The sequence below is a fragment of the Streptomyces sp. NPDC033178 genome, from assembly GCF_055577685.1.
Window position 1 is genome coordinate 1 of the sequence record NZ_JBVIPT010000031.1, and the last position, 26,211, is coordinate 26,211.

The 26,211-nt window shown below is 72.0% G+C and carries 17 protein-coding genes, 1 pseudogene and 1 riboswitch; of the genes and pseudogenes, 11 read left to right on the forward strand and 7 right to left on the reverse strand.

Annotated features, from left to right (window positions below; translation table 11 throughout):
- Positions 1-176 (reverse strand): annotated as a pseudogene (locus ACZ5VQ_RS46010) (aa3-type cytochrome oxidase subunit I); the annotation flags it as partial.
- A 106-nt stretch (positions 177-282) separates the two neighbouring features.
- Here ACZ5VQ_RS46010 and ACZ5VQ_RS46015 point away from each other — a divergent pair.
- Positions 283-846, forward strand: coding sequence for an RNA polymerase sigma factor (locus ACZ5VQ_RS46015; protein WP_469110220.1), 564 nt, complete (start codon positions 283-285; stop codon positions 844-846).
- Positions 839-1,876 carry a CU044_5270 family protein gene (locus ACZ5VQ_RS46020; protein WP_469110221.1) on the forward strand — a complete coding sequence of 346 codons (1,038 nt, stop codon included), beginning with the start codon at positions 839-841 and terminating at the stop codon, positions 1,874-1,876. The genes ACZ5VQ_RS46015 and ACZ5VQ_RS46020 overlap by 8 nt, the downstream gene beginning before the upstream one ends.
- Here the strand turns inward: ACZ5VQ_RS46020 and ACZ5VQ_RS46025 are convergent, their stop codons facing one another.
- Both ACZ5VQ_RS46025 and ACZ5VQ_RS46030 read right to left on the reverse strand, forming a co-directional pair.
- Complete coding sequence (locus ACZ5VQ_RS46025; protein ID WP_469110222.1) at positions 1,877-2,725, reverse strand: bifunctional 5,10-methylenetetrahydrofolate dehydrogenase/5,10-methenyltetrahydrofolate cyclohydrolase; 849 nt, start codon at positions 2,723-2,725, stop codon at positions 1,877-1,879. It lies immediately after the preceding gene.
- Positions 2,726-2,745: 20 nt separating this feature from the next.
- A riboswitch (ZMP/ZTP riboswitch) is annotated at positions 2,746-2,832 on the reverse strand.
- A 15-nt stretch (positions 2,833-2,847) separates the two neighbouring features.
- Positions 2,848-3,705, reverse strand: a complete 858-nt coding sequence (locus ACZ5VQ_RS46030) for a hypothetical protein (protein WP_469110223.1) — start codon at positions 3,703-3,705, stop codon at positions 2,848-2,850.
- A 77-nt stretch (positions 3,706-3,782) separates the two neighbouring features.
- Here ACZ5VQ_RS46030 and ACZ5VQ_RS46035 point away from each other — a divergent pair, with 77 nt between their 5' ends.
- A complete protein-coding gene (locus ACZ5VQ_RS46035) occupies positions 3,783-4,316 on the forward strand; it encodes a MarR family winged helix-turn-helix transcriptional regulator (protein WP_469110224.1) in 534 nt (177 codons plus the stop codon).
- Between the two features lie 21 nt (positions 4,317-4,337).
- Here ACZ5VQ_RS46035 and ACZ5VQ_RS46040 read toward each other — a convergent pair whose 3' ends face one another.
- Complete coding sequence (locus tag ACZ5VQ_RS46040) at positions 4,338-4,712, reverse strand: nuclear transport factor 2 family protein (RefSeq protein WP_469110225.1); 375 nt, start codon at positions 4,710-4,712, stop codon at positions 4,338-4,340.
- 186 nt (positions 4,713-4,898) lie between these two features.
- Here ACZ5VQ_RS46040 and ACZ5VQ_RS46045 point away from each other — a divergent pair, with 186 nt between their 5' ends.
- Together ACZ5VQ_RS46045 and ACZ5VQ_RS46050 are read left to right on the forward strand one after the other, a co-directional pair.
- On the forward strand, positions 4,899-5,195 hold the full coding sequence (locus ACZ5VQ_RS46045; protein ID WP_362076284.1) for a hypothetical protein: 297 nt from the start codon (positions 4,899-4,901) through the stop codon (positions 5,193-5,195).
- A 131-nt stretch (positions 5,196-5,326) separates the two neighbouring features.
- Positions 5,327-5,554, forward strand: coding sequence for a hypothetical protein (locus ACZ5VQ_RS46050; RefSeq protein ID WP_469110226.1), 228 nt, complete (start codon positions 5,327-5,329; stop codon positions 5,552-5,554).
- A gap of 294 nt (positions 5,555-5,848) precedes the next feature.
- Here the strand turns inward: ACZ5VQ_RS46050 and ACZ5VQ_RS46055 are convergent, their stop codons facing one another.
- The 3 genes from ACZ5VQ_RS46055 to ACZ5VQ_RS46065 form a co-directional block, all read right to left on the reverse strand.
- Positions 5,849-7,087 carry a hypothetical protein gene (locus ACZ5VQ_RS46055; protein WP_469110227.1) on the reverse strand — a complete coding sequence of 413 codons (1,239 nt, stop codon included), beginning with the start codon at positions 7,085-7,087 and terminating at the stop codon, positions 5,849-5,851.
- A gap of 131 nt (positions 7,088-7,218) precedes the next feature.
- The gene (locus tag ACZ5VQ_RS46060; RefSeq protein WP_469110228.1) at positions 7,219-8,298 is read right to left on the reverse strand and encodes a polyprenyl synthetase family protein; all 1,080 of its coding nucleotides are present in this window, start codon (positions 8,296-8,298) and stop codon (positions 7,219-7,221) included.
- Positions 8,295-9,563: a tetratricopeptide repeat protein gene (locus ACZ5VQ_RS46065; protein WP_469110229.1), complete on the reverse strand. Its 1,269-nt coding sequence runs from the start codon at positions 9,561-9,563 to the stop codon at positions 8,295-8,297. Before ACZ5VQ_RS46065 ends, ACZ5VQ_RS46060 begins: the two co-directional genes overlap by 4 nt.
- A 902-nt stretch (positions 9,564-10,465) precedes the next feature.
- Between ACZ5VQ_RS46065 and ACZ5VQ_RS46070 the strand changes: the two genes are divergently transcribed.
- The 6 genes from ACZ5VQ_RS46070 (at position 10,466) to ACZ5VQ_RS46095 (ending at position 26,192) form a co-directional block, all read left to right on the forward strand.
- Positions 10,466-17,605, forward strand: coding sequence for an SDR family NAD(P)-dependent oxidoreductase (locus ACZ5VQ_RS46070; protein WP_469110230.1), 7,140 nt, complete (start codon positions 10,466-10,468; stop codon positions 17,603-17,605).
- 124 nt (positions 17,606-17,729) lie between these two features.
- Positions 17,730-22,571, forward strand: a complete 4,842-nt coding sequence (locus ACZ5VQ_RS46075) for a type I polyketide synthase (RefSeq protein WP_469110231.1) — start codon at positions 17,730-17,732, stop codon at positions 22,569-22,571.
- A 95-nt stretch (positions 22,572-22,666) separates the two neighbouring features.
- Positions 22,667-22,921 carry an acyl carrier protein gene (locus tag ACZ5VQ_RS46080; protein WP_362076400.1) on the forward strand — a complete coding sequence of 85 codons (255 nt, stop codon included), beginning with the start codon at positions 22,667-22,669 and terminating at the stop codon, positions 22,919-22,921.
- A gap of 3 nt (positions 22,922-22,924) precedes the next feature.
- Complete coding sequence (locus ACZ5VQ_RS46085) at positions 22,925-23,803, forward strand: alpha/beta fold hydrolase (protein ID WP_469110232.1); 879 nt, start codon at positions 22,925-22,927, stop codon at positions 23,801-23,803.
- On the forward strand, positions 23,800-25,092 hold the full coding sequence (locus ACZ5VQ_RS46090; RefSeq protein ID WP_469110233.1) for a glycosyltransferase: 1,293 nt from the start codon (positions 23,800-23,802) through the stop codon (positions 25,090-25,092). Before ACZ5VQ_RS46085 ends, ACZ5VQ_RS46090 begins: the two co-directional genes overlap by 4 nt.
- On the forward strand, positions 25,089-26,192 hold the full coding sequence (locus ACZ5VQ_RS46095; RefSeq protein WP_469110234.1) for a class I SAM-dependent methyltransferase: 1,104 nt from the start codon (positions 25,089-25,091) through the stop codon (positions 26,190-26,192). The genes ACZ5VQ_RS46090 and ACZ5VQ_RS46095 overlap by 4 nt, the downstream gene beginning before the upstream one ends.
- Positions 26,193-26,211 lie beyond the last annotated feature (19 nt).

The window sequence follows — 26,211 nt, forward strand, 5'->3', positions numbered from 1 at the left end:
GCGCGCATGAACAGCGCCATCACGCCACCGATGCAGAAGAACGCGAACGACGTGACCAGGTACAACGTACCGATCGTCTTGTGGTCAGTGGTGGTCAGCCAGCGGACGGCGGCGAGGCCCGGGCGGCGGCCCGCACGCGGGGGCGCGAGCGCCGTGGTGACAGTGTTGCTCTCCATACCCCGCCTGTGTCCGCGGGCCGTCCCGGCGTCACACTTGAGCGGAGCGACAAGGATCACCGCATTCGGGTGTGACGATCGAGGGACTGCCGGACACCTACGGAACATGAGCAACGACGAGACCTTCGCCGCTGCCTATCGCGAGCACTACTGGGCGGTCAGCCGGTACGTTGCACGGCGACTGGACGGCCGGACGAGCGAAGTCGAGGAAGTGGTGGCGGAGGTCTTCACCGTCGCCTGGCGGCGCCGGGCCGACCTTCCCGCGACCACCCTTCCCTGGCTGTACGGCGTGGCACGCAACTGCCTGTCCAACGCGGTACGCGGCTACGGACGCCGTCGTCGACTCGTCGACAAGCTCGGTCACGACGAGACCGCGCACGGCCGGCAGATCGTGGACAGCCCGGACTCGGAGCAGCCCGGCGCCTGGGTGCACGACGCGCTGGCCCGCCTTGCCCCCGCCGATCAGGAGGTTCTGCGGCTCACCACCTGGGAGGAACTCGGCATCGACGAGGTCGCCGTGGCCCTCGGCTGCGGCAGCAGGGCGGCGGCGATGCGGCTGCACCGCGCCCGCCGCCGGCTGAGAGCCGAGATCGAAAGCATGCGGACCACCGTGGCCGCCGGTCCCACGACGCCTCGCCGCGACACCCCGAAGGAGCAGCGCCATGGCTGACGAACTCGAACTGCTGCGCCGCGCCAACCCGGTGCCGTCCGGCGACCCCCGCTTCGGCGACGGACCCCTTGGCCACGAGGCCGAGTGCCGCCTCAACCAGCTCGTGGGTCCGGCGGACGACGAACGCCCGAAGCCGGGCCGCTTCCTGCCCGGCCGGGGCAGCCTCGGCCGACTGCTGCGTGGCCCCCGCCCCCGCCGTACGCGTCTCGCCTGGGCCCTCGCGACGACGGCGGCCGTCGCCGTGACCTCCCTCGCCCTTCTCCTCGCGGGACCGAGCACCACCCCCGCCGTGGCCGCGCCGCGTCCGCTGGTCGTCCGGGCCGACTCCACCCCCGTACCGCTGGACCGGCTGGCCGAGCGGGCCGACGCGGCCGCGGCGGACGGTCCGGCCGGTCTGCGCAAGGGCACGCACGTGCAGTCGTGGAGCATGGGCATGTCGGAGGACAAGCCTCCGATCACGCTCCCCGTGGAGCGCATCGTGCGGTGGAACGCGGACGACAGCCACACGGAACTGGTCGTCGCGACCGACCCGCGTCACCCGGGCCGGCCGGTCTTGTCGGAAGCGGACGGCGATTCGCGCCTCGTCGACGACGGACACGTCATCAGCGAGCAGACCTTCCCGCCGAGCTGGAGCGACGCCCCGCCCGAGTCGCCGCCCCCGCACGACGCCGAGCGGCTGCGCGCCTATCTGCAGGACGCGCAGCACACCGACACCCCGCTGACCACGCCCGAACTGCTCGACGTCACAGGGCGGTTGCTCGACACCTGGACCCTCGGCACCCGTGAGGACGCGGCGCTCGCCCGGCTCCTCGCGGACGCCGACGGACTGCGGCCCGTCGGCCAGGTGACCGATCGGCTGGGCAGGCGCGGTCAGGCATACGTGTACGACGGCACCGGCTACCACCGGATGCTGATCATGGATCCGGCCACCGGTGCTGTCCTCGGCCTGGAGAGCACCGCCTCGGTTGCCGATCCCGAGTACGGACTCAGGGCGGGTGACGTCGTGGACTACAGCGCGTGGATGCGGTGATCAGGTGCCGGTCTGCCGCGTGGCCGCCTCGACGGTCTGGGCCAGCAGCGTGGCGATCGTCATCGGACCGACGCCGCCCGGTACGGGAGTGATCAGCGAGGCCCGCTCCCGTGCGCTGTCGAAGTCGACGTCGCCGATGTTGCCGGGGTTGTAACCGGCGTCGACGACGACCGCCCCCGGCTTGATGTCCTCGCCGCGGATCAGCCGGGGCCGCCCCACCGCGGCCACCACGATGTCCGCCTCCCGCACGACCGACGACAGGTCGGCCGTACGCGAGTGGCAGTACGTCACCGTGGCGTCGCGGCCGAGCAGCAGCATCCCCACCGGCTTGCCGAGGATGGCGCTTCGGCCCACCACGACCGCCCGCTTACCGGCCGGATCGACGTCGTACTCGTCCAGGAGCCGCATGATCCCGCCGGGCGTGCACGACGCGAAGCCCGGCAGCCCGAAGCTCATCGCGGAGAAGGACGCCAGGGTGACCCCGTCGACGTCCTTCTCCGGGGCGATCGCCTCGAACGCCGCGCGCTCGTCGATGTGGTGACCCATCGGGTGCTGCAACAGGATGCCGTGCACGGCGGGGTCGGCGGACAGCGCGGTGAGCGTGCCGACCAGTTCGGCCGTCGTCGTCCTGGCGGGCAGAGCCACGTGCCGCGACTCGATACCCGCCTTGCGGGAACGGTTCTGCTTCATGCGTACGTACGTGACGGAGGCGGGGTCCTCACCCACGAGCACGGTGGCCAGACAGGGTGCCACCCCCGTGCGTTCGGTGAGGTCGGCCGCGCGCTTGGTCGTCTCCTCGACGATCCGCCGGGCGAGACCGGTGCCGTCCATCAGCCGGGCCTGGGACATGAGCGACTCCTGAGCGTCGTAGAAGATGCCCAGGCGCGCGGCGAAGACGTGTGCGTCGGGCCGCTCCCCGGTGGTACTCCACCTCAGCGCCAGTCACGGCCTACGACCACACTAGCCGAGGTTCAGGACTCGTCCTCGGGCCCGGCCGTCGGGTCCACGCCTGCCAGGAACCCCGTCGCCTGTGCCTCGATACGCACGGCCCCGATCGCCCCCGCCCAGCGCGCCACCTCGGTCGCGAGGGCCGCGGCTCCCGCCTCGTCGCCGCGGTCGCGGGCCAGCACGGCCAGGAGCAGCTGCTGGGAGAGGGTGCCGGGGACGTTCCCCGCTCGTGCACCGAGAGCGGTCGCCCGGGTCCAGCGCTCCCGTGCCCGCGCGTGGTCCAGGTCGTCGTGGTCGTGGTCGCCGAGATGCCGCAGTGCCTCGCGGGCGAGCAGGTCGTCGCCCGACTCCCCGGCGCTCAGGGCGAGTTCGTAGTGCGCGGGGGCCGTGTCCCGCTCGGCGAAGAGGTTGTCGACGATCAGTCCGAGGTACATCCGCGCCCAGCCCCGGCGCACGTCGTCGGCCGCCCGCTCGCACAACTCCTGCGCACACCTCCGCAGCTCCGCCAGCTCGCCGGGATCCTTGCCCGCCGGCCCGAACCGGAACGTACCGTCACCGCGGAGCAGCCGGAAATACGTGTGCCGCAGCCGTACGAAGTCCAGGTCCCAGAGGCCGACCGGTTCGGTCAGTTCGGCTGATGCCTTGTCCGCGGCGGCGATCCGCGTGGTCACTGTCTCCGTACCGCCGAACCAGTCGTGCTCAAGAGCGACCTCCGCCCCGGCGAGAGCGATGGCCGCTCGGTTGTGCGGATCGGCCGTGACGGCCCCGTCGAGGAGATCCAGGGCGCTCGGCCACCGTCCGGCCCGGGCCAGTTCACGCGCCGCCGCGACGACGACGTCCACCGGGAGGACGGCGTGGGCCGTGCTCGTCTTTTTTGTCATGGCGAGGAAGGTAGTAATCAGAAAAACTATCCACAAGAAAACTATCGGGCAGCCGTCTGGACGTCAGGAGGGGATCGGTGGGCGATTCGGTCGACCGGCACGTCGCGCTCTGGTCGAAGGAGCTCGGCTGGATGGACCCGGTCAAGGAGGCGATCTTCGCGCGGCTCGCGATCCTGGCACGGCACGCGGCGCAGGCCCGCCGGGACACCCTGGACTCCGACGGGCTCAGGCACTGGCAGTTCAAGGTGCTGCTCACCCTGCGCAGGCTCGGCCCGCCCTACGAGACGAGCCCGTCACGGCTCGCCGAGCTGCTCGGTCTGACCCGGGGCGCGCTGTCGGCACGGCTCGGCCCGCTGGAGGACGCCGGCCTGATCACGCGTACGCACGACGCGGCCGACCGCCGCCGGGTCCACGTACGGCTCACCCCGGCGGGATACGACGCGTTCGAGCGGCACGCGGCCTCCGAAGAACATGGCGAGAACGCGCTGCTCTCAGTGCTGACAGAAGGAGAGAAGCGGACACTCGCCGACCTGCTCCGGAAGCTGGTCGAGGCCGCAGAGGCCGCCCCGGACGCGTCCGAGCCGAGAAGGTCCAGGTCAGACGGGTCGTGACCCGGACCCTCGGCGTACCCCTTACTGCTCTTCGTCGTCCCATGCCTGCAGCAATGTCTGGTCGACGATCTTGCCGTCGCGCAGCGACATCATCGAGTTCGCGAGCACCCTGGTGCCGTCCGCGTACTGACAGGACTCGGTGAAGGCGACATGGTCGCCCTGGATCACACACTGTTCCAACTTGTGTGTCATGTCGCGGCTGTAGACGTCGTCGAGCATCTCGCGGATCTGCTCGCGGCCGTGCATGACCTTGGGGTGGCTGGGCTGGGTGTTGCGGTCGACGACGCGCATTTCCGCGTCGTCCGCGTACAGCGACAGGAGCGCCGACGCGTCCTGGCCTTCGATGCCCCGGCGTAGCGCTTCGGTGTCGAAGCCGGGGCTTGCCGCAGTGCCCATGATGGACCTCCTTGTGGACCACTGGCGAAGACCGCGGCCCGGTACGGAGCGGGCCGTTGAGGGCCTCTCCCTCTGAGACTCCTCCGGCGCGGCGGCCACGGCAAGCGCAGCCGGGCCGATGAGCCTGTCGGGTGAGGGGCCGGGTGGGGCCGTGTCCGTGGGCGGCCCGCCACCGTTGCTGAAGGCATGATCTCAACACGACGTATCGTCGCCGCCGTTGGCCTCGCCGTCGGCGTCACGGGCCTTGCCGTACCGTCCGCGAGCGCTGCCGCCACCCCGGAGACGGGAAAGGTGAACCCCATCGCGATGCTCGACTCGCTCGCCGTGAGCGACCTTCCCGCTGAGCACAAGGCCCAGATGCCGAGGGTCTCCGACCAGCTCGACAAGCTCAACGAGCTGAACGGCCTCTACCAGCTGGAGCAGCTTCACCAGGTGACCGACCTCGCCGCCCCCGCCATGGGACTGGTCGGGGCCGTCGAGTAGAGCCGTCGTGCAGTGAACGGCCCGGTCCGTCGGCGTGCGTCTCGTGGGGAGGCGCACGCCGACGTCGTTCTCGGCGAAGCGGTGGCGGGCCCCCGGATGCGCGCCGGGGCGGACCGGGTGAGGCTGAGGGCATGTCGGAACATCCCGTAGTGGTCGTGCATCCGCCGCAGGAGGAGGGCGGACGGCGCGTGACGGTTCACGGCGAGTCGATCGGCGTCGCCATGAACCTCCTGGACGTCGTCGAGTTCCTGCGCCGCGCGGGTCTGGAGTTCGACGAGAACGAGGTCGTCGTGTCACCGCTCATCGAGTGGCGCGGCGGAGGCCCGTCCTACTGGGGGCCGGAGCCGCGCCGCCCCTGACGGCAGTGCGCAGGTGAGAGGGCGCGTGTAGGGGCCCACGTCCTTCCTCGGGAGTACCTCGTCCCCGGCCACTGCCGCCACGGGACCAGGGCGAAGGCCTCCATGGGCACGATGTGCCGGGCCGCGGCGGCGCGGAGGCTGGTGGTACCAGGAATGAGGAGGCCGTCATGAACCGCCGGATCCGCATCCGTCCCACCCGCCGCACGACCACCGCGCGCGACACGACGATCGACCGCAGGACCCCCTCGGGCCGACTCCTGCCGTACTGACTGCCGTACCGACCCCTGGCGGACGTCAGCAGATGCTCTGGGTGCTGTTGACCAGGGTGTTGTTGCGGAACGTGGTGTTGTCACCGCAAGGGCTCTCCCGGATCGAGGAGTTGGTCACCCTCAGGTTCTGGACGGTGATGTCCGAGTTGTTCGGGAACTCCGCGCGGGCGGCCAGCCGGATCTCGCCGCCGCCCGTGACACTGCCGCTCTGGGCGGCGAGGTTCACGTTGTAGCAGTTCTCGATCAGGATCGCGTTGTTGCCGGTGTTGGAGATGGTCACGCGGTCGATGGTCGCGCCACCGCTCTCGGAGACGCAGAAGACGCCCCGGCCGCCACCACGCGCGACGACCTCGCCGACCCGCACGTTGGTCGGGTACCCGCTGCCGATCCGGCCGTTGCGGTTGGCCATGCGGAAGGCCGCGTACCCCGTACCGGCGCCCGCGCCGTCCGCGTCGACCTTCGTGACGGTCGCGTTGACGGTCTGGTTCAGCAGGAGGCCGGACTCGCCCACGTTGCGCGCGGTGACCGTGCCGATGGTGATGCCGTCGACCCCGTACGTCTCCACGGCGTGGCTGCTCGCCCCGGAGACGTACACGTTGTCGATCCGGACGTTGCGTGTCCACTGGCTGGTGTCGCCGCGGTTGTCGATGCGTACGCCGAGACCGCGCGAGAGGCGCATGTCGATCTGGCCGAGTACGACGTTGGTGACGTTGCGCATGAAGATGCCGTACAGCGGGGTGCCGGTGAGGTTCAGATGCTGGACCTCGATGTCCCGGGCGCCGCGTGCGTAGACCGGGGCCTGGTCGCCGGAGCCCGTACCGGTGACGTCGATGGTGCCGCACACGTCGAGCACGGTGTAGCTCGGCAGGGAGACCCGGGAACCCGCGCCGATGGCGCCCGAGCCGCGTACCACGACCCGCTCCTTCGAAGTACGGCCCGCCGTAAGGCTGTTGACGGCCGCCTGCATCGCGGCCCGCATGTCCGTGCCGGTGTACGTGACACTGCTGCCGCGCCGGGCGGTCCAGGTGCTGCCGTTCAACACGGCCTCGGCCTGGTACGAGCCCTCGCCGCACGCTGCCGCCGCCTGGTGCGGGGCCGCGCTCGCGGGGGCTGTGAGCAGGGCTGCCCCGGTGAGCAGGGCGGTCGCGCATGTGACGGTGACGCCGGCCCGCCTCCCGCGGGCTCCGGCGGTCGTGGGGGGTTGGGTGGCCCTGGTGGTCCTGGTGGTCTTGCGGATGAGGTGAGGTGCGGCTCTGCGTCCCATCTCGTCTTCTTCTCCTGTGTGGGGGTCCGCCGCCCGCGCGAATGAGTCGCAGCAAGCGTTTTCTATGGCGGGCGGTGAGTGTGGCAAGGGCTTTCTATGGCGTCAAGAGGTCTGTGTGACAAAGGAGTTGGTCACATCTCGCGACGCACGAGGAAGGCCAGCAGCGCACGAAGATCGTCGGCCGCGTGCGAAGCCGTGGGGAGGCTGTCGAGGCACGCGTGGACGTGGGCGATGTGACGGTGGGCCTCCGCCAGCGCGGCGCTCCGGCCGCCGGCCTCCTCGATCACGGCCGCGGCCCGGCGGGCGGTCGCGTCGTCGAGCTCTTCGGCACCCTCCAGGAGGCGGGCGAGCGGGCGGGCGGCGGCTGGGTTGTCGAGAGCCTCCAGAACCGGGAACGTCTTCTTGCGCCGACGCAGGTCCGCGTGGACCGGCTTGCCCGTGACGGCGGGATCGCCCCAGATGCCCAGGAGATCGTCGATCACCTGGAAGGCCACGCCGAGATGACGGCCCGCCCGGTCGAGCGCGGTGACCGTCGCCGCCGGGGCTCCGGCGAGTGCGGCACCCAGGGCGGCGGCACAGCCCAGCAGCGCACCGGTCTTGTGCTCGGCCATCGCCCGGTACTCGTCGGGGCCGACGGCCTCCGGACCCGTCCAGGGGCGCGACTCGAAGAGCAGGTCGTCGGCCTGACCGCTCACGAGGTCGTTGAGCGCGGTGGACAGGTGACGGACGGCCGCCGGGACGTCGCTGCCGGGCGCCGAGGCCAGGGTCTCCACGGCGAGCGCGAACAGGGCGTCCCCCGCGAGGACGGCCGGTCCGGTGCCGTACGCCTTCCAGACCGTGGGGCGGCCGCGCCGGGTCGCGTCGCCGTCCATGATGTCGTCGTGGAGCAACGAGAAGGTGTGCACCAGCTCCACCGCCACGGCCGCGCTCACTCCCGCGCTTGCGGGTGCCCCGGCCGCCTCCGCGCCCAGGACGGCCAGGGCCTGTCGCAGTCCCTTGCCGCCGGCCGCCACCGCGGCCGGTGCACCACCGGCCTCGCACCAGCCGAAGGAGTACGCCGCCATCTCACCCACCCACGGGTGCAGTCGCCTTACCGCCTCGGCCAGCGCGGGGCGCACCAACGCCCGGCTGCGGTCGAGGAGTTGAACGGCACGTTCGGCATCGGCCGTGGTCGAGAGGGGCGGATGCGGTGCGGAGGTCGTCACCGTCATCGCTGAACCTCCGTTCCTGCGAGGGTGGTTGTGGGGGTCCCGGCAGCCGCAGCCGCAGCCGCGTCTGCTTTGGTGGCGGTGGCGGCCAAGGTGCCGGGAGTCGGCGTGGTGGTGGCCGGGGTGTCCGTGCTCGCCGCCGCCGGGGCGGAGGGGCGCGCGCTCGTCTCGTTCCCGGCCCGGGCGGCCGCGTCCGACACCGTGGTCGGCCGGACGTTCGCATGCACATCCGTGTCCGCATCCGCCACGATGCCGAACTCCGCCTGCGCGCGAGCCACCATCTGCCGTGCGTGCCGCAGGCCGATACGTTCCAACACCTGCGCGAGATCGGCCAGTTCGGCCGCCGTGTCGGCGAGGTCGTGGCCCAGGTGGGCGAGGGACTTGGCGAGGCCGAGCCGGGACAGTGCCTCCCCCCGGGGCTCGCTCATCGCCCGGAACTCCGCCAGCGCCTGGGTGTAGACGTCCCGGGCCTCCGCGTAACGCCCTGCCCGGTAAAGGACGTTGCCGCGCATCTTGTGGTTGTACGCCAGCGCGCTCGACAGGTTCATCTCCCGGCAGGTCACCTCGGCCTCGGCGAGCAGGCCGAGCGCGCGCTCGGCATCCCCGTCGCGGACGGACACGATGTCGGCCAGGCCACGCAGCGCCCACGCGTGGCCGCGCCGGTCGTCGGCCCGTCCGGCGATCTCCGCGGCCTCCTCGAACATCGCGTACGCCGTGTCGTACGAGCCGGTGTTGCGGTGTATCTGCGCGATGCCCTCCAGGGCCCACACGGTGTGCCGCGCCTCGCCGCGCTTGCGTGCCTCGGCCAGGAGTTGCTCGTGCAGTGCGCCGACCGCCTCGTAGTCACCCTGGATGCGGCCCGTCTCCGCCATCCCGGCGAGCGAGTAGCCGCGTACGACGATGTCGCCGCCGCGCTCGCCGAACTCGGCCGCGAGCCCCAGCAGCCGCCAGGCGAGAGGGAACGCACCGCGCTGGCGTGCCAGCGTGCCGCCGCTCCACAGGGCCCATGCCATCGCGGCGGTGTCCCCGGCCTCCCTGGCCGCGCGGTAACTCGCCTTCCAGGCGCGGTCGGCGTCGCCCACCTGCCCGAGCCGCCGGTGCGCCTCCGCGACCGCGAGACCGGAGCGCGCCACCTCTCCCCGTGCTCCGGCGCGCTCGGCTGCGCGCAACTGCTCGGTGCCCGCGGCCAGTACGTCGACCAGGGAGGAGTTCACGGACAGGGTGGTGAGCGCACCTTGGTACTCGGGTGCGAATGCCTTGCCGTACATGCGTGCCTTTCGGTCTGCCGATGCTCGGACGGGGCGGCGGCGGACCTGGCTTCCCACAGGTATACACGGTGTGTATACGCGATGTGCATAGTGCCCTGTTTTCCACCCCGGGTCGTGTGTCCTGGGTCGACGGGTCACCGGCGCCGCCGCGCCACCTCGTTGTCGATCAAGACGTCGGTGTCGGCGGCGGGGTTGCCTCTGCGTCGTAGATCACAGTCGGGGTGGGGGAGTCGTCGTGGCGCGTCGAGGCCTCCGGTCGGATTGTCGTGGCCGGCCCGGAGTGATTGGTTTCTTGAGAGCGATTCGACCGATTGATCCGAAGTGCGGTCTCCCGGTGTCGGCAGAAAGATTCCTGAAACGTCTTGCGGTTGCGGAGAGGTAAAATCCTGCTGGCGGTTCGGGGGGAGAGGGCGAGTAAAAGGGAAATCCCTGTGAATGAGCCGGAGCGGTGTCACGCGATGGAGCCAGATGTGTGGGGATTTGTTTCTCGACATCGCGCCGTGAGGGGATCTTCGGCGTGCGGCCCGGCAGGGACTTCTCGTGCGGACATGTGAATTTTACAGAGTGGCCTTGCGCTGCCGTCCGTGTTTCACAGGGGTGAATCATGGCGCTGCTTTTGGCGGACTTGCGGCGCTGTCGTCCGGCTAGCGTAGTGACTGATTGCAATTGGCCGGGTTTTCGGTTCTTGGGGCCCGACGGGGCCTGGCTGGATCGATTCCACGGCGTAGCGGGAGGTCGGTGCGATGTTGACCGACGGGTAACTGTGGCGCTAGCTTCCAACGGGTTGGTTTTCGCGTGGGAGTTCCCCCCGACGCCGCGTAAACGGTGTATGTCCGCGTGGGCCAATTCGTCGTCTCCAGGCACCCCCCACCGTGCAGTCTCACCGATTATTTCGGAGAATCATGACGTCTGCTGTGCGCGCCGAGGACATGATCATTGGAATCACCCCGTTCGGTGAACCCGAAGCCAGGCTCGCCGCCGCCGTCAGCCGTGCGGGCGGCTTAGGGGTCCTTGACCTGGGGGTCGGTGACCGAAGAGCCAGAGAGGCGCTGGCATCCCTCCGGCGCTGGGCACCGGGACCGTTCGGAGTGCGGGTCGGAGCGCACTGCCGGACCGGTCCCGGAGAACTCGGTCCCGGAGAACTCGCTCCCGGGAAACTCGAACCCGGAGAATTCGCGCCTGGAAAGAAGTGCGGAAAGCCGGGAATGCGAGACGACGGTGGCCTCCATACCGTCGTCCTCGGCATGGATTCGCCATGGCAGATCGACGAGGTCACCACGACGTACCGGGTCCTGGTGGAGGTCACGGACCTGGAGCAGGCTCTGGCAGCGGTCCGCGCAGGAGCGCACGGACTGATCGCCCGTGGCAGCGAGAGCGGCGGCCGGACCGGGGAGCTCAGCACCTTCGTCCTGCTCCAGCACCTGCTCGCCGAGCCAGGCGTCGACCTCCCCGTCTGGGCCTGCGGCGGCATCGGCCCCCGTACGGCGGCGGCCGCCGTGGCCGGCGGGGCGGCCGGAGTGGTCCTGGACAGCCAGCTGGCGCTGCTCGCCGAGGCGAGGCTTCCGGAGCCGGCCGCCGCGGCACTGCGGTCCATGGACGGTTCGGAGACAGCCGTGGTGGGCGGGCACCGGGTGCTGCACCGCCGGGGCCCGGACGCCCCGCGCGTCCAGGCCGACGATCCACTGCTGGTGTCGGGGATGCTCGGTGCCCAGGACCTGCGTACCCAGTTCCTGCCGGTCGGTCAGGACGGCTTCCTCGCCGCCCGCTTCGCCGAACGCTGGGGCGACGCGGGCCGGACGGTCCGCGCCCTGACCGCCTCCGTACGGGACGCCGTACGCGACGACGGGCCGGGCGGCGCACTGCGGCCAGGGTCCCCGATGAGCCGCGCTCTCGGCACGCGCGTGCCCGTCGCCCAGGGGCCGATGACCCGGGTCAGCGACCAGGCCAGGTTCGCCGCAGCCGTCGCCGGGGACGGCGCCCTGCCGTTCATCGCGCTGGCCCTCGCGAGCGGCGAGCAGACGCGTACGGTCCTGGAGGAGACCCGCGCCGCCGTGGCCGGCCGGCCCTGGGGTGTCGGCGTGCTCGGCTTCGCACCCGAGGAGACCAGAAACGCCCAGCTCGAAGCCGTACGGGACATGCGGCCCACGCACGCGATCATCGCGGGCGGACGACCGTCCCAGGCGGAGGCGCTGGAGCGGGCCGGGATCAGGACCTTTCTGCACGTGCCCTCGCCGGGACTGCTCCGCCAGTTCCTCGACGCCGGAGCCCGCCGATTCGTCTTCGAGGGCTCCGAATGCGGCGGCCACGTCGGACCGCGCGCGAGCTTCCCCTTGTGGGAGGCCCAACTGGCGGTGCTGGAAGACTTCTTGGACGGAGCGGACGCCGAAACGGCCGAACGCGTCGAGGTGTTCTTCGCGGGCGGCGTCCACGACGAGCGCTCGTCGGCGATGGTCGCGGCGCTCGCCGCTCCACTGATCGCGCGCGGGGCCGCCGTCGGCGTCCTCATGGGAACCGCCTACCTGTTCACCGACGAAGCCGTGGAGTGCGGAGCGGTCCAGCCGCTCTTCCAGCAGCAGGTCATGGCCGCCACACGCACCGCGCTGCTGGAGACCGCACCCGGCCACGCCACCCGCTGTGTGCCCAGCCCGTTCAGCGAGAACTACCGGGCGTTCGAGGCGGAGCTGCGCGAGCGCGGCGTGCCGGAGCGGCGGATCTGGGAGGAGCTGGAACGGCTCAACGTCGGGCGGCTGCGCATCGCCAGCAAGGGGATCGAGCGGGACGCCACCGGCCAACTGGCGGCCGTGGCCGAGGAACGCCAGCTCTCCGAGGGCATGTTCATGGCCGGGGAAGTGGCCGTGCTGCGCTCGGCGACGACAACGGTCAACGCGCTGCACGGCTCGGTCACCACCGGCGCGGCGGGGTTCCTCGCCGCCCGCACCGCTCTCCTCCGCGAACGCCTCGGGATGGACACGGCCGAGGAGCCCGCGGCACCCGAGCCGCTGGACGTGGCCGTGGTCGGCATGGCCTGCATGTTCCCGGGGGCCCCCGACCTCGCCGCCTACTGGGCGAACATCCTCGGCGGCCACGACGGAGTCGGTGAGGTCCCCGCCGACCGCTGGGACCCCGCCGTGCACTACTCGCAGGACGCGGACGGCGCCACCCCGTCCAAGTGGGGCGGCTTCCTGCCGCGGATCCCCTTCGACCCGCTGCGCTACGGCATCCCGCCGACCTCGCTGGGCAGCATCGAGCCCGTACAACTGCTGGCGCTCGAAGCCGCGCGGCGGGCACTGGAGGACGCCGGGTACGGGGAGCGCGGCCGGGGCTTCGACCGGTCGCGGACCTCCGTGGTCTTCGGCGCCGAGGCGGGCAGCGACCTCTCCAACGCCGCCACTCTGCGTGCCGTACTGCCCTCCTACTACGGGGAGGTTCCCGGAGGTCTGGACGGTCAACTGCCCCGGCTCACCGAGGACTCCTTCCCCGGCATGCTCGCCAACGTCATCTCGGGGCGGATCGCCAACCGGCTGGACCTGGGCGGCGCCAACTACACCGTCGACGCGGCCTGCGCGTCGTCACTCGCCGCCGTCGACGTGGCATGCAAGGAACTCGTCGGCGGTACGAGCGACGTCGTCCTGTGCGGGGGCGCCGACCTGCACAACGGCATCAACGACTACGCCCTCTTCTCCTCCGTGCACGCGCTCTCCCCGACCGGTCGGTCGCGGGCCTTCGACAGCTCGGCGGACGGGATCGCCCTGGGCGAGGGCATCGCCTGTGTCGTGCTCAAGCGGCTCGCGGACGCCGAACGCGACGGCGACCGGATCTACGGAGTGATCAAGGGAGTCGGCAGTTCCAGCGACGGCCGCTCGCTCGGACTGACCGCGCCCCGACCCGAGGGCCAGCGTGCCGCGCTGGAGCGCGCCTATCGCAACGCGGGGATCTCACCGGCCGACGTCGGCCTGGTCGAGGCCCATGGCACCGGGACCGTGGTCGGGGACCGTACCGAACTGACCATTCTCAGCGACGTGTTCACGGAGGCCGGGGCCAAGACGGGCAGCTGTGCGCTCGGTTCGGTCAAGTCGCAGATCGGGCACACCAAGTGCGCCGCCGGTCTCGCGGGTCTGATCAAGACCGTGCTGTCTCTCCACACGGGAGTCAAGCCGCCCACCCTGCACATGAAGCGGCCGAACCCGGCGTGGCAGGAGGAGAGCAGCCCGTTCGTCTTTCACGCACGGCCACGGCCCTGGGCGGCTCCGGCCGGGGAACGCGTCGCCGGACTCAGCGCGTTCGGCTTCGGCGGGACCAACTTCCATGTGGTGCTCAGCGCCCACACCGCCGCCGAACCGCCCGCCCACGGCCTGGACAGCTGGCCCGCCGAGCTGTTCACCTTCCGCGGTACGGATCCGGCGGCAGCCCGGCGAGCCATCGAGGACGTACTCAAGGCCGCCGAGACCGACGGCCGCCCGTGGCGCCTGCGCGACCTCGCGCTGAGCGCGTCCCGCCGCGCCGACGCCCGCCACGAACCGGTCCGGGTGGCAGTCGTCGCCACCGACGTCGACGGGCTGACCGGTCAGCTGCGCCGGGCCCTGGCGGGCGAGCACGATCCGCCCGGAGGCATCCACCTCGCGGACGCGGGACGAGCCCCGACCGGCCTGAGCGAGCGGGCGAGTTCGGACGCGGGGCAGGTGCAGGCGGACGCGGGGCAGGCGCCGCCCGGTTCGCGTCGGCCGGCGGCGGTCGACGGCAAGGTCGCGTTCCTCTTCCCGGGCCAGGGCAGCCAGCGGACCGGGATGCTCGCGGACGTGTTCATCGCCTTCCCCGAGCTCCAGCACTACCTGCACCTCGGCCGCGACCACGCCGACGCGCTGTACCCGCCCGCCGCCTTCGACACGGCTGCCCGGGACCGCCGGCGGGTCGGGATCACCGACACTCGGGTCGCCCAGCCCGCGCTGGGCATCGCCGGACTCGCCGCCCACGCGCTGCTCACCGCGGCCGGGGTACGACCGGACATGGCCGCCGGGCACAGCTACGGCGAACTGGTCGCCCTCTGCGCCGCGGGCGCGATCACACCGGAGGCGCTCCTCGAACTGAGCACCGAGAGGGCGGCGGCGATCCTCTCGGCCGTCGGCGAGGACCCGGGAACCATGGCGGCCGTCGCGGCCGGTGCCGAAGACGTCGAACGGGCACTGCGCGAGACGGGAGCTCCCGGAACGGTCGTCGTCGCCAACCACAACTCGCCCCGGCAGACGGTGATTTCCGGCCCGACGGAGGCGCTGGCCACCGCGGTACAACTGCTGCGCGCGGCGGGACACCGCGCCGAAGGCATCCCCGTCGCCTGCGCCTTCCACAGCCCGGTGGTGGCCGCCGGCGGAGAGCGGTTCGCCGAGGCACTTGCGAGCCGGTCCGTGCGTCCGCCCGAGATCCCGGTGTGGTCCAACCGCACGGCGGCCCCGTACGACGACCACGCCGACGGGATCCGCGCCGAACTCGCCGCCCAGATCGGCGCCCCCGTCGGGTTCGTCGCACAGATCGAGGCCATGTACGAGGACGGGGCGAGGATCTTCGTCGAGGCCGGACCTGGATCCGTTCTCACCCGGCTGGTCGCACAGATCCTCGGCGACCGCCCGCACCGCACCGTCGCGTGCGAGCCGCGCCACGACAGCGGACTGCGTGGCTGGCTCGACGCACTGGCCCAACTGGCCGTGGCGGGGCTGCCGGTACGCACCGGATGGCTGTTCCAGGGGCGCGACGCCGTCGACGCGACCCGGACCCCGGAGCCCAAACGGCCCGGATGGACGGTCGACGGGCAACTGGTCCGTACGGCCGCAGGAGAACTCCTCCCCGGCGCCCTCGCGCCGGCCCGACGCGTTGTGGAGACGACAGTGACGACGAGCCACGCGACCCACGCGAACCATGGAGACGGCGTCCCGGCCGACAGGGACGCGCTGATCGTCGAATACCTGCGCACCAGCCGGGAGATGGTGGCTGCCCAGCGGGACGTGTTGCTGACCTACTTCGGCGCGACGGCGGGGGAGTGGATTCCGGCGCCCGTCGCGCCTGCCGCGCCCGTTGCGTCCACCGGGGCCGGCACCCATCTGCAGGCCGTACCGGCTGCTGAGCTTCCCGTGGCTCAACAGCCGGCGGTTCCTGGGCCGGGGGCGGCAGCCACGCCCGTCACCGCCGAGGCGCTCGCCCCTGAGGCGGTCACGGCAGCCGTCACGGAAGCGGACGTCCTGGCGGTCGTGTTGGAGATCATCAGCGAGCGCACCGGCTATCCCGTGGACATGATCGAGCCCGATCTCGACCTGGAGGCAGACCTCAGCATCGACTCCATCAAGCGGGCCGAGATCGCCGGCGAACTGGCCAAGCGACTGGGCGCCGGGGGCGGCGTGGACGTTGCCGGGCTGGACGACGCGGAACTGGAGGACCTGGCGAAGGCCCGTACGGCCGCATCGGTGACGGGCTGGCTCGCCGCGCGCCTCGCGGGGCCCGCCGAACCGTCCGGCGGCACGGCGGTCGGGCAGACCGAGCCGCCGGAGTCGGTGGCAGTTACCGGTGAGGCCCCGAAACGTTTTCAGCTGCGGCCCGTGCTTCTGGAGCAGCAGGACGGCGACGGCTCGGCGGATCCGTCCGCCGCACTGGCCGGAAAGCGGTTCGTCCTTCTCGGCGACGAGAGCGAGGACGTGTCCCGGGAGGTCCGCTCCCGGCTCACGAGGCACGGTGCCGACGCCGTGGTCCTGGGCCCGGAGCACCTGCTCACCGAGGCGGACGGCCGGGTGGACGGGGTGCTGTACCTCGACTCCCTCGCCGATTCCTCGTCACCGGTGCTGCCGCACGCCTTCCCGGTGTTCCAGGCTGCCCTGCGCCGGGGGCCGCGCTGGCTGCTCGCCGCCCGGCCCGGCGACGGGAACTCCCCGGGCCTCAGGTCGGCAGGGTTGCACGGCTTGTTCCGTACGGTCGTACGCGAGTACCCGGACACTGTCGTGCGGATCGTCGACCTCGAAGACACCACACCGGCTGCCGTCGCCGACGTACTGGTCGCCGAACTGCTCGTGGCCGAACCGGCCCCGGTCGTCCTGCGCACGGCAGCCGGTCGCCACGGACTGGAGCTCGTCGAGACACCGCTGGGCGCCCTCGGGACCACCGGTGCCGGACCGGCGGGTGACGGAGCCGCCGAGGCCGCCGCCATCGGTCTCGACCGGGACTCCGTGGTGCTGCTGGTCGGCGGGGCCCGCGGCATCACCGCGACCTTCGCCGCCGCGCTCGCCACGGCCTCCCGGTGCCGTATCGAACTGCTCGGCAGGACCCCGGCGCCGACCGGACCCGAGGATCCGGCCATCGCCGCCGCCGCGGACCGCGCCGCGCTGCGTACGGCACTCGCCGCCCGCGAGGGCGGTGGCCTGACACCCGCCGACATCAACCGCGAGGCCGAACTCGTCCTGGCCCAGCGGGAGATCACCGCAACCCTCGCGGAGCTCACGGCGTTCGGCAGTACGGCCCGCTACCACTGCGTGGACTTCCGGGAGCCGGACGCCGCGCTCCAGGCGGTGAAGGAGATCCACGCCGAGCACGGCCGGCTCGACGGCGTCGTCTACGCGGCCGGGGTGATCGAGGACCGGCTGATCGCCGACAAGACCGCCGAGTCGTTCCAGCGCGTGTACGAGACGAAGACGAGCGGCGCGGAGACCTTGCTTACGGCGCTGGAGGAGTTCCCGAACGGGCCCGCGTTCGCCGTCCTGTTCGGCAGCATCTCGGCGGTACTCGGCAACCGCGGCCAGGTCGACTACGCGGCCGCCAACGACGCCCTCCAGAGCCTCGGCGCCGACTGGGCCGCCCGCACCGGTCACCGTGCCCTGACCGTGCACTGGGGACCGTGGGCACCGACCGGCGGTCACACCGGAATGGTGACCCCGGAACTCGGACGCGAGTACGCCAGGCGCGGGATCAAGCTCATCGACCCCGAGGAGGGCACCGCGGCACTGCTGCGTGAACTCGCCTGGGGCGACGAGTCCGCCGGAGCCGTCGTCTACACCGCGTCGGGCTGGTGACATGACCGACCTGACGGATCAAGGGGACCGGGACCAAGAGGACTGGGATCAAGTGGTCCGGGATCAACCGAGCCGGGATCAACTGAGAGGGCGTCAACTTCCGTCTCCCGTCGCCATAGTGGGGATGGCGGTGCTGCTGCCCGGTGCCGCCGACCTCGACGCGTACTGGCGGAATCTTCTGGCGGGCACGGACGCGATCACCGACGTACCCGACGGGCGGTGGGACTCCGACTACTACCGCCCCGATTCCGCGACCGGGCCGGCTGTCGCCGACCAGGTGTACTGCCGGCGCGGCGGCTTCGTCGACGGGCTCGCCGACGTGGAGGTCACCCGGTTCGGGATCATGCCGAACTCGGTGCCCGGCACCGAACCCGACCAGCTCATCGCGCTGAACGTGGCCGCCGCCGCCCTCGCCGACGCGGGCGGCGAGGACCGGCTGCCCGACCGGCACCGCATCGGCGTCGTCCTCGGCCGGGGCGGCTACCTCACTCCCGGCCTGGTCCGCCTCGACCAACGGGTCCGCACCGCCGGTCAACTCGTGCGTACGCTCGGTGAGTTGCTGCCCGACCTGGACACCGGCCAACTCGACCGGGTCCGGGCGGCGTTCACCGAGCGGCTCGGGCCCGACAGCCCTGAGTCCGCCATCGGCCTGGTGCCCAACCTCGCGGCCTCGCGCGTCGCCAACCGCCTCGACCTGCGAGGCCCCGCCTACACCGTGGACGCCGCCTGCGCGTCGTCGCTGGTCGCCGTCGACCAGGCGGTGCGCGAACTCGCCTCCGGACGCTGCGACTTGATGCTCGCCGGGGGAGTCCACCACTGCCACGACATCACCCTGTGGAGCGTCTTCTCCCAACTCCGCGCGCTCTCCCCGAGCCAGCGGATTCGCCCCTTCCACCGCGATGCCGACGGCATCCTGATCGGCGAGGGCACCGGTGTGGTGGTGCTCAAGCGACTGGCCGACGCCGAACGCGACGGCGACCGGATCTACGCGGTCATCCGGGGCACCGGCGTGGCGAGCGACGGCCGCGCCGCCGGTCTCGTCAACCCTGACCCCGGCGGCCAGGCCCACGCTGTACGCCAGGCCTGGCAAGCGGCGGGCCTCGATCCCGCCCGGCCCGGATCCATCGGTCTCCTGGAGGCCCACGGCACCGCGACCCCGGCCGGCGACGCGGCCGAACTGACCACTCTGGCCGAGGTGTTCGGTCCCGCCGCGGACGGTGACCCCGCGGTGATCGGTTCGGTGAAGTCGATGATCGGCCACACCATGCCCGCCGCCGGAGTGGCAGGCCTGGTGAAGGCAGCCCTTGCCGTCCACCACGGAATGCTCCTGCCGACGCTCCACTGCGACGATCCGCACCCCGCGCTCGCAGCGACCCGTTTCCGTCCGCTGCAGACGGCAACGCCCTGGGAGACCGGTCCCGAACGGCCGGTACGCCGGGCGGCCGTCAACGCGTTCGGCTTCGGCGGGATCAACGCCCATGTCGTACTGGAGCAGGCGCCCAACGTACGAGCCACTCGGCACGCGACGATGGCTTCCCCGTCCCCGTCCCCGCCCTCGTCCTCGTCCGCGGCCCCGAATCCGAACCTGTCCCCGACCCCTTCGCGGACCGCCGCCGCGACCGCTTCTGTCGCCGAGCCCGAGCCCGAGCAGGTGCTCCTGCTCGCAGCCGACAGCCCCGAGCGCCTCGCCGATCTGCTGGAGGCCGACGACTCGACCCTGCGCGCGGCCGGTCTCGACCCCGGCCGGACACATCCGGACGCGGGCCGGGCCCGGCTCGGCATCGTCGCCCCCACCGCCAAGCGGCTCGCCCTGGCCCGCCGGGCGGTCGCCAAGGGACGCGCCTGGCACGGCCGCAGCGACGTCTGGTTCACGCCGAGTCCGCTGCTCGGCGGCGCTGGAGACGTGAACAAGCGCGGCAAGCTGGCCTTCGTCTACCCGGGACTCGAAGGCGATTTCGATCCCCATGTCGACGACGTCGCCGCCCACTTCGGCCTTCCCCGCGTCCCGGGTCCCACCCCGAACCCCGAGGGGGCGACCCGGGTCTCGGACGTGGGCCGGCACGGATTCGGTGTCGTCGGCGTCGGCCGACTGCTCGACGGCGCGCTGCGCCGCATGGGCGTCGTCCCGGACGCGGTGGCAGGGCACAGCGTCGGTGAGTGGACGGCGATGGTGGCCGCCGGGATGTACGCCGGGGACGAGGTGAGCGACTTCATGGCGTCGTTCGACCCCGACGAGCTGACCGTCCCCGGCCTGTCCTTCGCCGCCCTCGGCACCTGCGCAGGGCGCGTCCTGGAGGCCCTCGACGACGGGTGGACGGACTCCGGAATCGTCCTCTCCCACGACAACGCGCCGAACCAGTCGATGGTGTGCGGACCGCAGGACGCGGTGGAGGAGTTCGTACGCTCCTTCCGCGCCCGGGGCGTGCTCAGCCAGGTGCTGCCCTTCCGGTCCGGCTTCCACACCCCGATGCTGAAGCCCTACCTCGCACCCATCGAGGAAGCGGCGAACCGCTTCCGGCTGCATCCGCCGACCGTGCCCCTGTGGTCGGGGACGACCGCGGCGCCGTTCCCCTCCGACGAGGCCGCCGTACGCGACCTGTTCGTCAGACACCTGCTGGAACCGGTCCGCTTCCAGCAGGTGATCGAGGCCATGTACGCGGCGGGCCACCGCGCCTTCGTCCAGGTCGGCACCGGGCAGCTGGGCTCACTCGTCGGAGACACGCTGAGCGGGCGCGATCACCTGGTCGTGGCGGCCAACTCGCCCCACCGCACGGGTCTCGCCCAGCTCCGCCGCGTGGCGACGGCGCTGTGGACCGTGGGCGCGGCGGTCGCTCCCGCACTGCCGCCGTCCGCCGTCCGTTCCGAAAGTGCCTCCCCTCCTTCTGTTCCTTTCGCCGGTCCCTCTTCTCCCTCCGCCCGCTCCGCCGCGCCCGTCGACGCGGCGCGTCCGGCGCGGATGGCCCGGCCGACCGTCCGCCTCGACCTCGGCGGGGCGCTCGTCTCGCTCGACGGCCCGGCCCTCACGCAGCTGCGCGCCGAGCTGTCGGCACCCCGGGCCGCGGCTTCGCCCACTCACCGCGTTCCGGCAGGGACGGGCACACCGGCCCCGAGCGAGGCCACCCCCACGGCGGTCGCCGCCGGGCCGTCGCCACTGGACGTACTAGCCGCACGCATGCCGGTTGCCGCCGAACTGAGCGCGCTGTTGCGGGACACGGCCGACACGGCCGCCGCACTGATCGCGGCAGGCAGTCGCCAAGCCGGCTCGGCCACTGCCTCTGTTCCTGCCCGCGCCGCGGCGCCTTCTCCGATCCGGGCCGCCGCTCCCGCTCAAGCCCCCGTCCCGACGGTTCCCCACCGCACGCCCGCGGCCCTGGCCGCCAAGGCGGCCCCCGCCGCCCAGGAATGGCGCACCACCGTCCGCGTATCCCCGGAAACGATGCCGTACCTCCTGGACCACTGCTTCTTCCCGCAGCGGCCCGGCTGGCCCGACGTGGCCGACCGATGGCCGGTCGTCCCAGCGACCACGATCGTTCACCACATCATGGAGGCGGCCCAGGACGCGGCCCCCGGCATGCGGGCGGTCGCCGTGCACGGAGCCCGGTTCGACCAGTGGCTCACCGCCACACCGGCCGTCGAGGTACCGGTTACCGCCGTCCCCGACGGCCCCGGCCGCCTGGCGGTCTCCTTCGGCCCCCGGGCACGTGCCGTGGTCGAGCTCGGGGCCCACTTCCCGGCGCCACCCGCCACCCCGTGGCGTGCGGACCCCGCCTCCGAGCGAGCCCCCGACCACACCGCGGCCCAGCTCTACGACGAGCGCTGGATGTTCCACGGACCGGCTTTCCAAGGGGTCACCGAACTCACCGCGATCGGCGACAGCCACGTACGAGGCGTGCTCACCACGCCGCCCGCCCCCGGCGCCCTGCTCGACAACGTGGGCCAGATCCTCGGCTACTGGATCATGGCGACCCGTACGGAACGGACCGTCGTGTTCCCCGTGCAGATGCGGCACATGCGGTTCTACGGACCGCACCCGCGCCCCGGGACCGACGTGGACTGCCTGGTGAGGATCACCTCCCTCACCGACACCGTGCTCGAAGCCGACGTCCAACTGGTCGTCGCGGGCGAGGTATGGGCGGAGCTCACGGGCTGGCAGGACCGCCGTTTCGACAACGACCCGCAGACCAGGCCCGTAGAGCGTTTCCCCGAGCGCAACACCCTCTCGCAGGCACGGCCCGGCGGCTGGTCCCTGCTCCACGAGCGCTGGCCCGACCTCGCCTCGCGCGACCTCATCATGCGCAACTCCCTGAGCGGCGCCGAGCGTTCGGAGTACGAGCGGCACGCTCCCAGGGGGCGCAGACAGTGGCTGCTCGGGCGGATCGCCGCCAAGGACGCCGTACGGCAGTGGCTGTGGGACCACGGCGAAGGACCGGTCTTCCCGGCCGAGATCCGGGTGCGCAACGACGAGTCGGGGCGGCCGTACGTCACCGGGCTGCACGGCCGGACTCTGCCCGCGCTGGACATCTCGCTGGCCCACCGCGCGGAGGCCGGGGTCGCGATCGTACGGCCGCACAGGCCCGGGCCGGGGCCGGGCATCGACATCGAAGAGGTCGTCGAGAGGGATGCGGGGACCCTCGCAGTCGCCCTCGGCGAGGACGAGTTGAGGCTGCTGAGCGCCCGATGTGCCGCCACCGGCGAATCGGAGGCGCTGTGGTTCACCCGGTTCTGGGCGGCCAAGGAAGCGGTCGCCAAGGCGGAGGGCACCGGCTTCCGCGGCCGCCCCCGGGACTTCACCGTGTTCGAAGCGACAGCCGGGGACGGCGGAGACCGGCTGTTGGTCTCGGGGCGCCTCGAACGCGCGTACACCGTGCACTGCGAGCGGACCGGCAACCCGCCGGGACTGCCGGACAGGGACTACGTCGTGGCCTGGACGACCGGACCGACGGACCAAGAGGAGAGCGATCGATGAACCCGAGTCAGCCGACCGGTGCGACCGACGACGAACTCGAGCGCGCGGAACTCGTGGGCGCGGACGAGGAGTCGGTCCTCGCCGATCTCACCGGCATGCTCGCGACCCTCCTTGACGAGTACGGCCTCGACGACGTCGAGGTCCGCATGGAGACCACGTTCAACCGCGATCTGGAACTGGAGAGCATCGACCTGGTGACCCTGGCGGGCCTCCTGGAGGAGCGGTACGGGGACCGGGTCAACTTCGCCGAGTTCCTGGCCGGTATGGAGTTCGACGAGATCATCGAACTCACCGTCGGCAGGCTCGTCGAGCACGTCGTGCAGAGCCTCGAAGCGGCCGAGGCGGTCTGAGCCATGGCGATGGTCGACACCGGCGACGTCCGGCTGCACGTCCAGCGGATGACCCCCAAGGCAGGGCGCCCCGTCACGGCGACCGCGGTTCTCGTCCACGGTCTGCTCACCGACAGCCTGGCCAGCTACTACTTCACCCTGGCACCGGTGTTCGCGGTGTCCGGCATCGACGTGATCATGTACGACCTGCGCGGTCACGGCCGCAGCGAGCGCCCTGAGAGCGGCTACCGCCTCGACGACCACATCGACGACCTGGAGGCGCTGCTCGACCGGCTGGAGGTGACGGGACCGGTCCAACTGGTCGGCAACTCCTTCGGCGGATCCGTCGCCTTCGGCTACGCCGCCCGTCACCCGGAGCGGGCGGCAGGCGTCTCCCTGATCGAATCGGAGCCGGCGACCGCGGGGTGGGCGGCGACCATGGACGGGGTGCTGCGGCAGGTGCTCACCGAGCTGGCGCACAACGAGGCCGCCGCGCTGGCCTGGATCACCGCCAACCGCAGCCAGAACACCGCCCGCCTGGCGAAGGGCGCGGCCCGCCTGGCCCGCGAGACCACCCTCGCCCGCGACATTCCGGTCAGTCAGGTGCTGACCGAGGACCAGATCCGGTCCGTACGCTGCCCGGTGCTCGCCCTCTACGGTGGCGAGTCGGCGCTCGTCGAGCGGGCACCGTGGCTGGAGTCGCTGTTGCCCGACTGCCGGACCGTCGTGGTGCCGGGGCACGAGCACTCGGTGCTCGTCGAGGCGCCGGGGGCGGTCGGCGGCCATATCCTCTCCATGATCCAAGGGGAGACGGACGAGCGGGACGTGGTCGAGCAGGGCGTGGTCGAGCGGGGCGTGGTCGAGCGGAGTGTGGCCTCGCTCGTGAGGGCTGAGGCCCCGTGAGCCGCTTCCTGTTCGTCGTGCCGCCCCTGGTCGGCCACATCAATCCGACCGTGGGCGTCGCGGCGGAACTGACCGCGCGGGGACACCGGGTGGCCTGGGCGTCCGCCGATCCGGGCCTCGTCCGGCGGCTCGCGGGGGGCGAGGCACTGGTCTTCCCGTGCGCGGGACCGGTCCTGACAGGGGAGGACGGAGTGCGGCCGGCGCAGCTCCGGGGTCCGGAGGCGCTGAAGTTCCTGTGGGAACGGTTCCTGGTGCCGTTGGCCGAGGCGATGGCTCCCGGCGTACGGGCGGCCATCGGGGAGTTCGGCCCCGATGTCGTCGTCGCCGATCAGCAGGCCTTCGCCGGAGGACTGGTCGCCGAGCGGCTGCGTGTGCCGTGGGCCACCTCGTCCACCACCTCCGCCGAGTTCACCTTCGCCGACGCGCTGGCGGGCATGCCCAAGGTCGCGGACTGGCTCGACACGCTGCTCCACGATCTGCGCGGCCGCATCGGCGATCCGTCGGGCACGGCCGATCCGCGGTTCTCGCCGCACCTTGTACTCGCGTTCAGCACGCCGGAGTTGGTCGGCGCAGGCGCAGGCGCAGGCGCAGGCGCAGGCGCAGGGGCAGGACCCGGTGACCGGATCCGCTGGGTCGGCCCTTCCATGGCGTCTCGGCCGGCCGCTGCCGACTTCCCCTGGGACTGGCTCGACCCCGCCCGTGCCACGGTGCTCGTGACCCTGGGCACCGCCAACACCGATGTCGGGGCCCGTTTCCTCGCCGAGTGCCGCGATGCCCTGCGCTGCCGTGCGGACCGGGTACAGGCGGTGATCGTCGATCCCGCGAACGTGCTCGGCGCGCACGCGGACCGGCACGACAAGGCGGACCGGCACGACAAGGACGACAAGGACGACGTGGAGGACCCGGACGACAAGGACGTACTGATCCGTCCCTCGGTCCCCCAACTCCCGCTCCTCGAACGGGTCGACGCGGTCGTGTGCCACGCGGGGCACAACACCGTGTGCGAGGCGCTGTGGCACGGCGTCCCTCTCGTGGTGGCCCCCATCCGCGACGACCAGCCCGTCGTGGCCGGGCAGGTCGTCGACGCGGGAGCGGGCGTCCGGGTCAGGTTCGGTCGGGTCACCGCGCCCAGGCTGGGCGCGGCGATCGACGCCGTACTCCACGAACCCGGCCACCGCGCCGCCGCCGAGCGGATCCGTACCGCGTTCCGTGCCGCGGGCGGTGCCCGCGCGGCAGCAACTCACCTCGAAGTACTGGCCGTCGGCGCGCCCTCCAAGGAGGCCCCATGAGCGACGCAGAGCACGAACCACAACAGGCCGACGCCGAGCCGGCCCCCAGTCGCACCGAACAGGTCGCCGCACTGCGTCCCGGCTACCAGGCCGACCTGGCGCGCGGCCTGGACCGCTTCTTCGAACCCCGGCGCTCCGACTGCCCCTGGTGCGGCTCGGCACGGCTGAAGACGCGTCTGCGCACCACCGACCTGCTTCAGCACAAGCCGGGCCACTTCGTCCTCGACCGCTGCCAGGACTGCCGGCACACCTTCCAGAACCCCCGGCTCAGCGCCGAGGGGCTGGAGTTCTACTACCGCGACTTCTATGACGGTCTGGGGGAGAAGCAGCTCGGCAACACCTTCGGGGGCCGGACCGCGATGTACCGGCAGCGCGCGGAGTCCCTGCTGCCGTTCGCCGAGACGCCCAAGAACTGGCTGGACGTCGGCACCGGCCACGGCCACTTCTGCGAGTCGGCGCGGACCGTCTTTCCCGGTACGACCTTCGACGGGCTCGACTTCACCGACGGCGCCGAACTCGCCGAGCGCGCCGGGCGGGTGGAGCGGGGCTACCGGGGCAGCTTCCCCGACCTGGCCCCGGAACTCGCCGGCCACTACGACGTGGTGAGCATGTTCCACTACCTGGAGCACAGCACGGAGCCCGGCCGCGAACTGGAGGCCGCGCACCGGGCGATACGTGCCGGCGGCCATCTGCTCATCGAGGTCCCCGACCCCGACAGCCGCTACGCCCGCCTCCTCGGCCGCTGGTGGCTGCCCTGGCTCCAGCCGCAGCACCTGCACCTCGTCCCGGTCGAGAACCTGCGGCGCCGACTGACCGACCTCGGCTTCACGGTGGTGGCGGAACAGCACGCCGAACCGCACGATCCGGTCGACCTCCTCGCCGGCACCTGGCTGGCCCTCGACACGGCCGCTCCCCGCGAGGACCTGCCGTGGCTGCCGCACCCGCCGAACCGCCGGCAGCGGATGCTGCGTACCACGATGCTGATCGCCGGTGTTCCCGTCCTGATCCTGGGCACCCTGTTGGACCGGTTCGTGATCAGACCTCTGTCGCAACGGCTGCGCCTGTCCAACGCCTACCGGCTCCTGGCGCGCCGCGACTGAGGTGACTGAAGGATGGCGC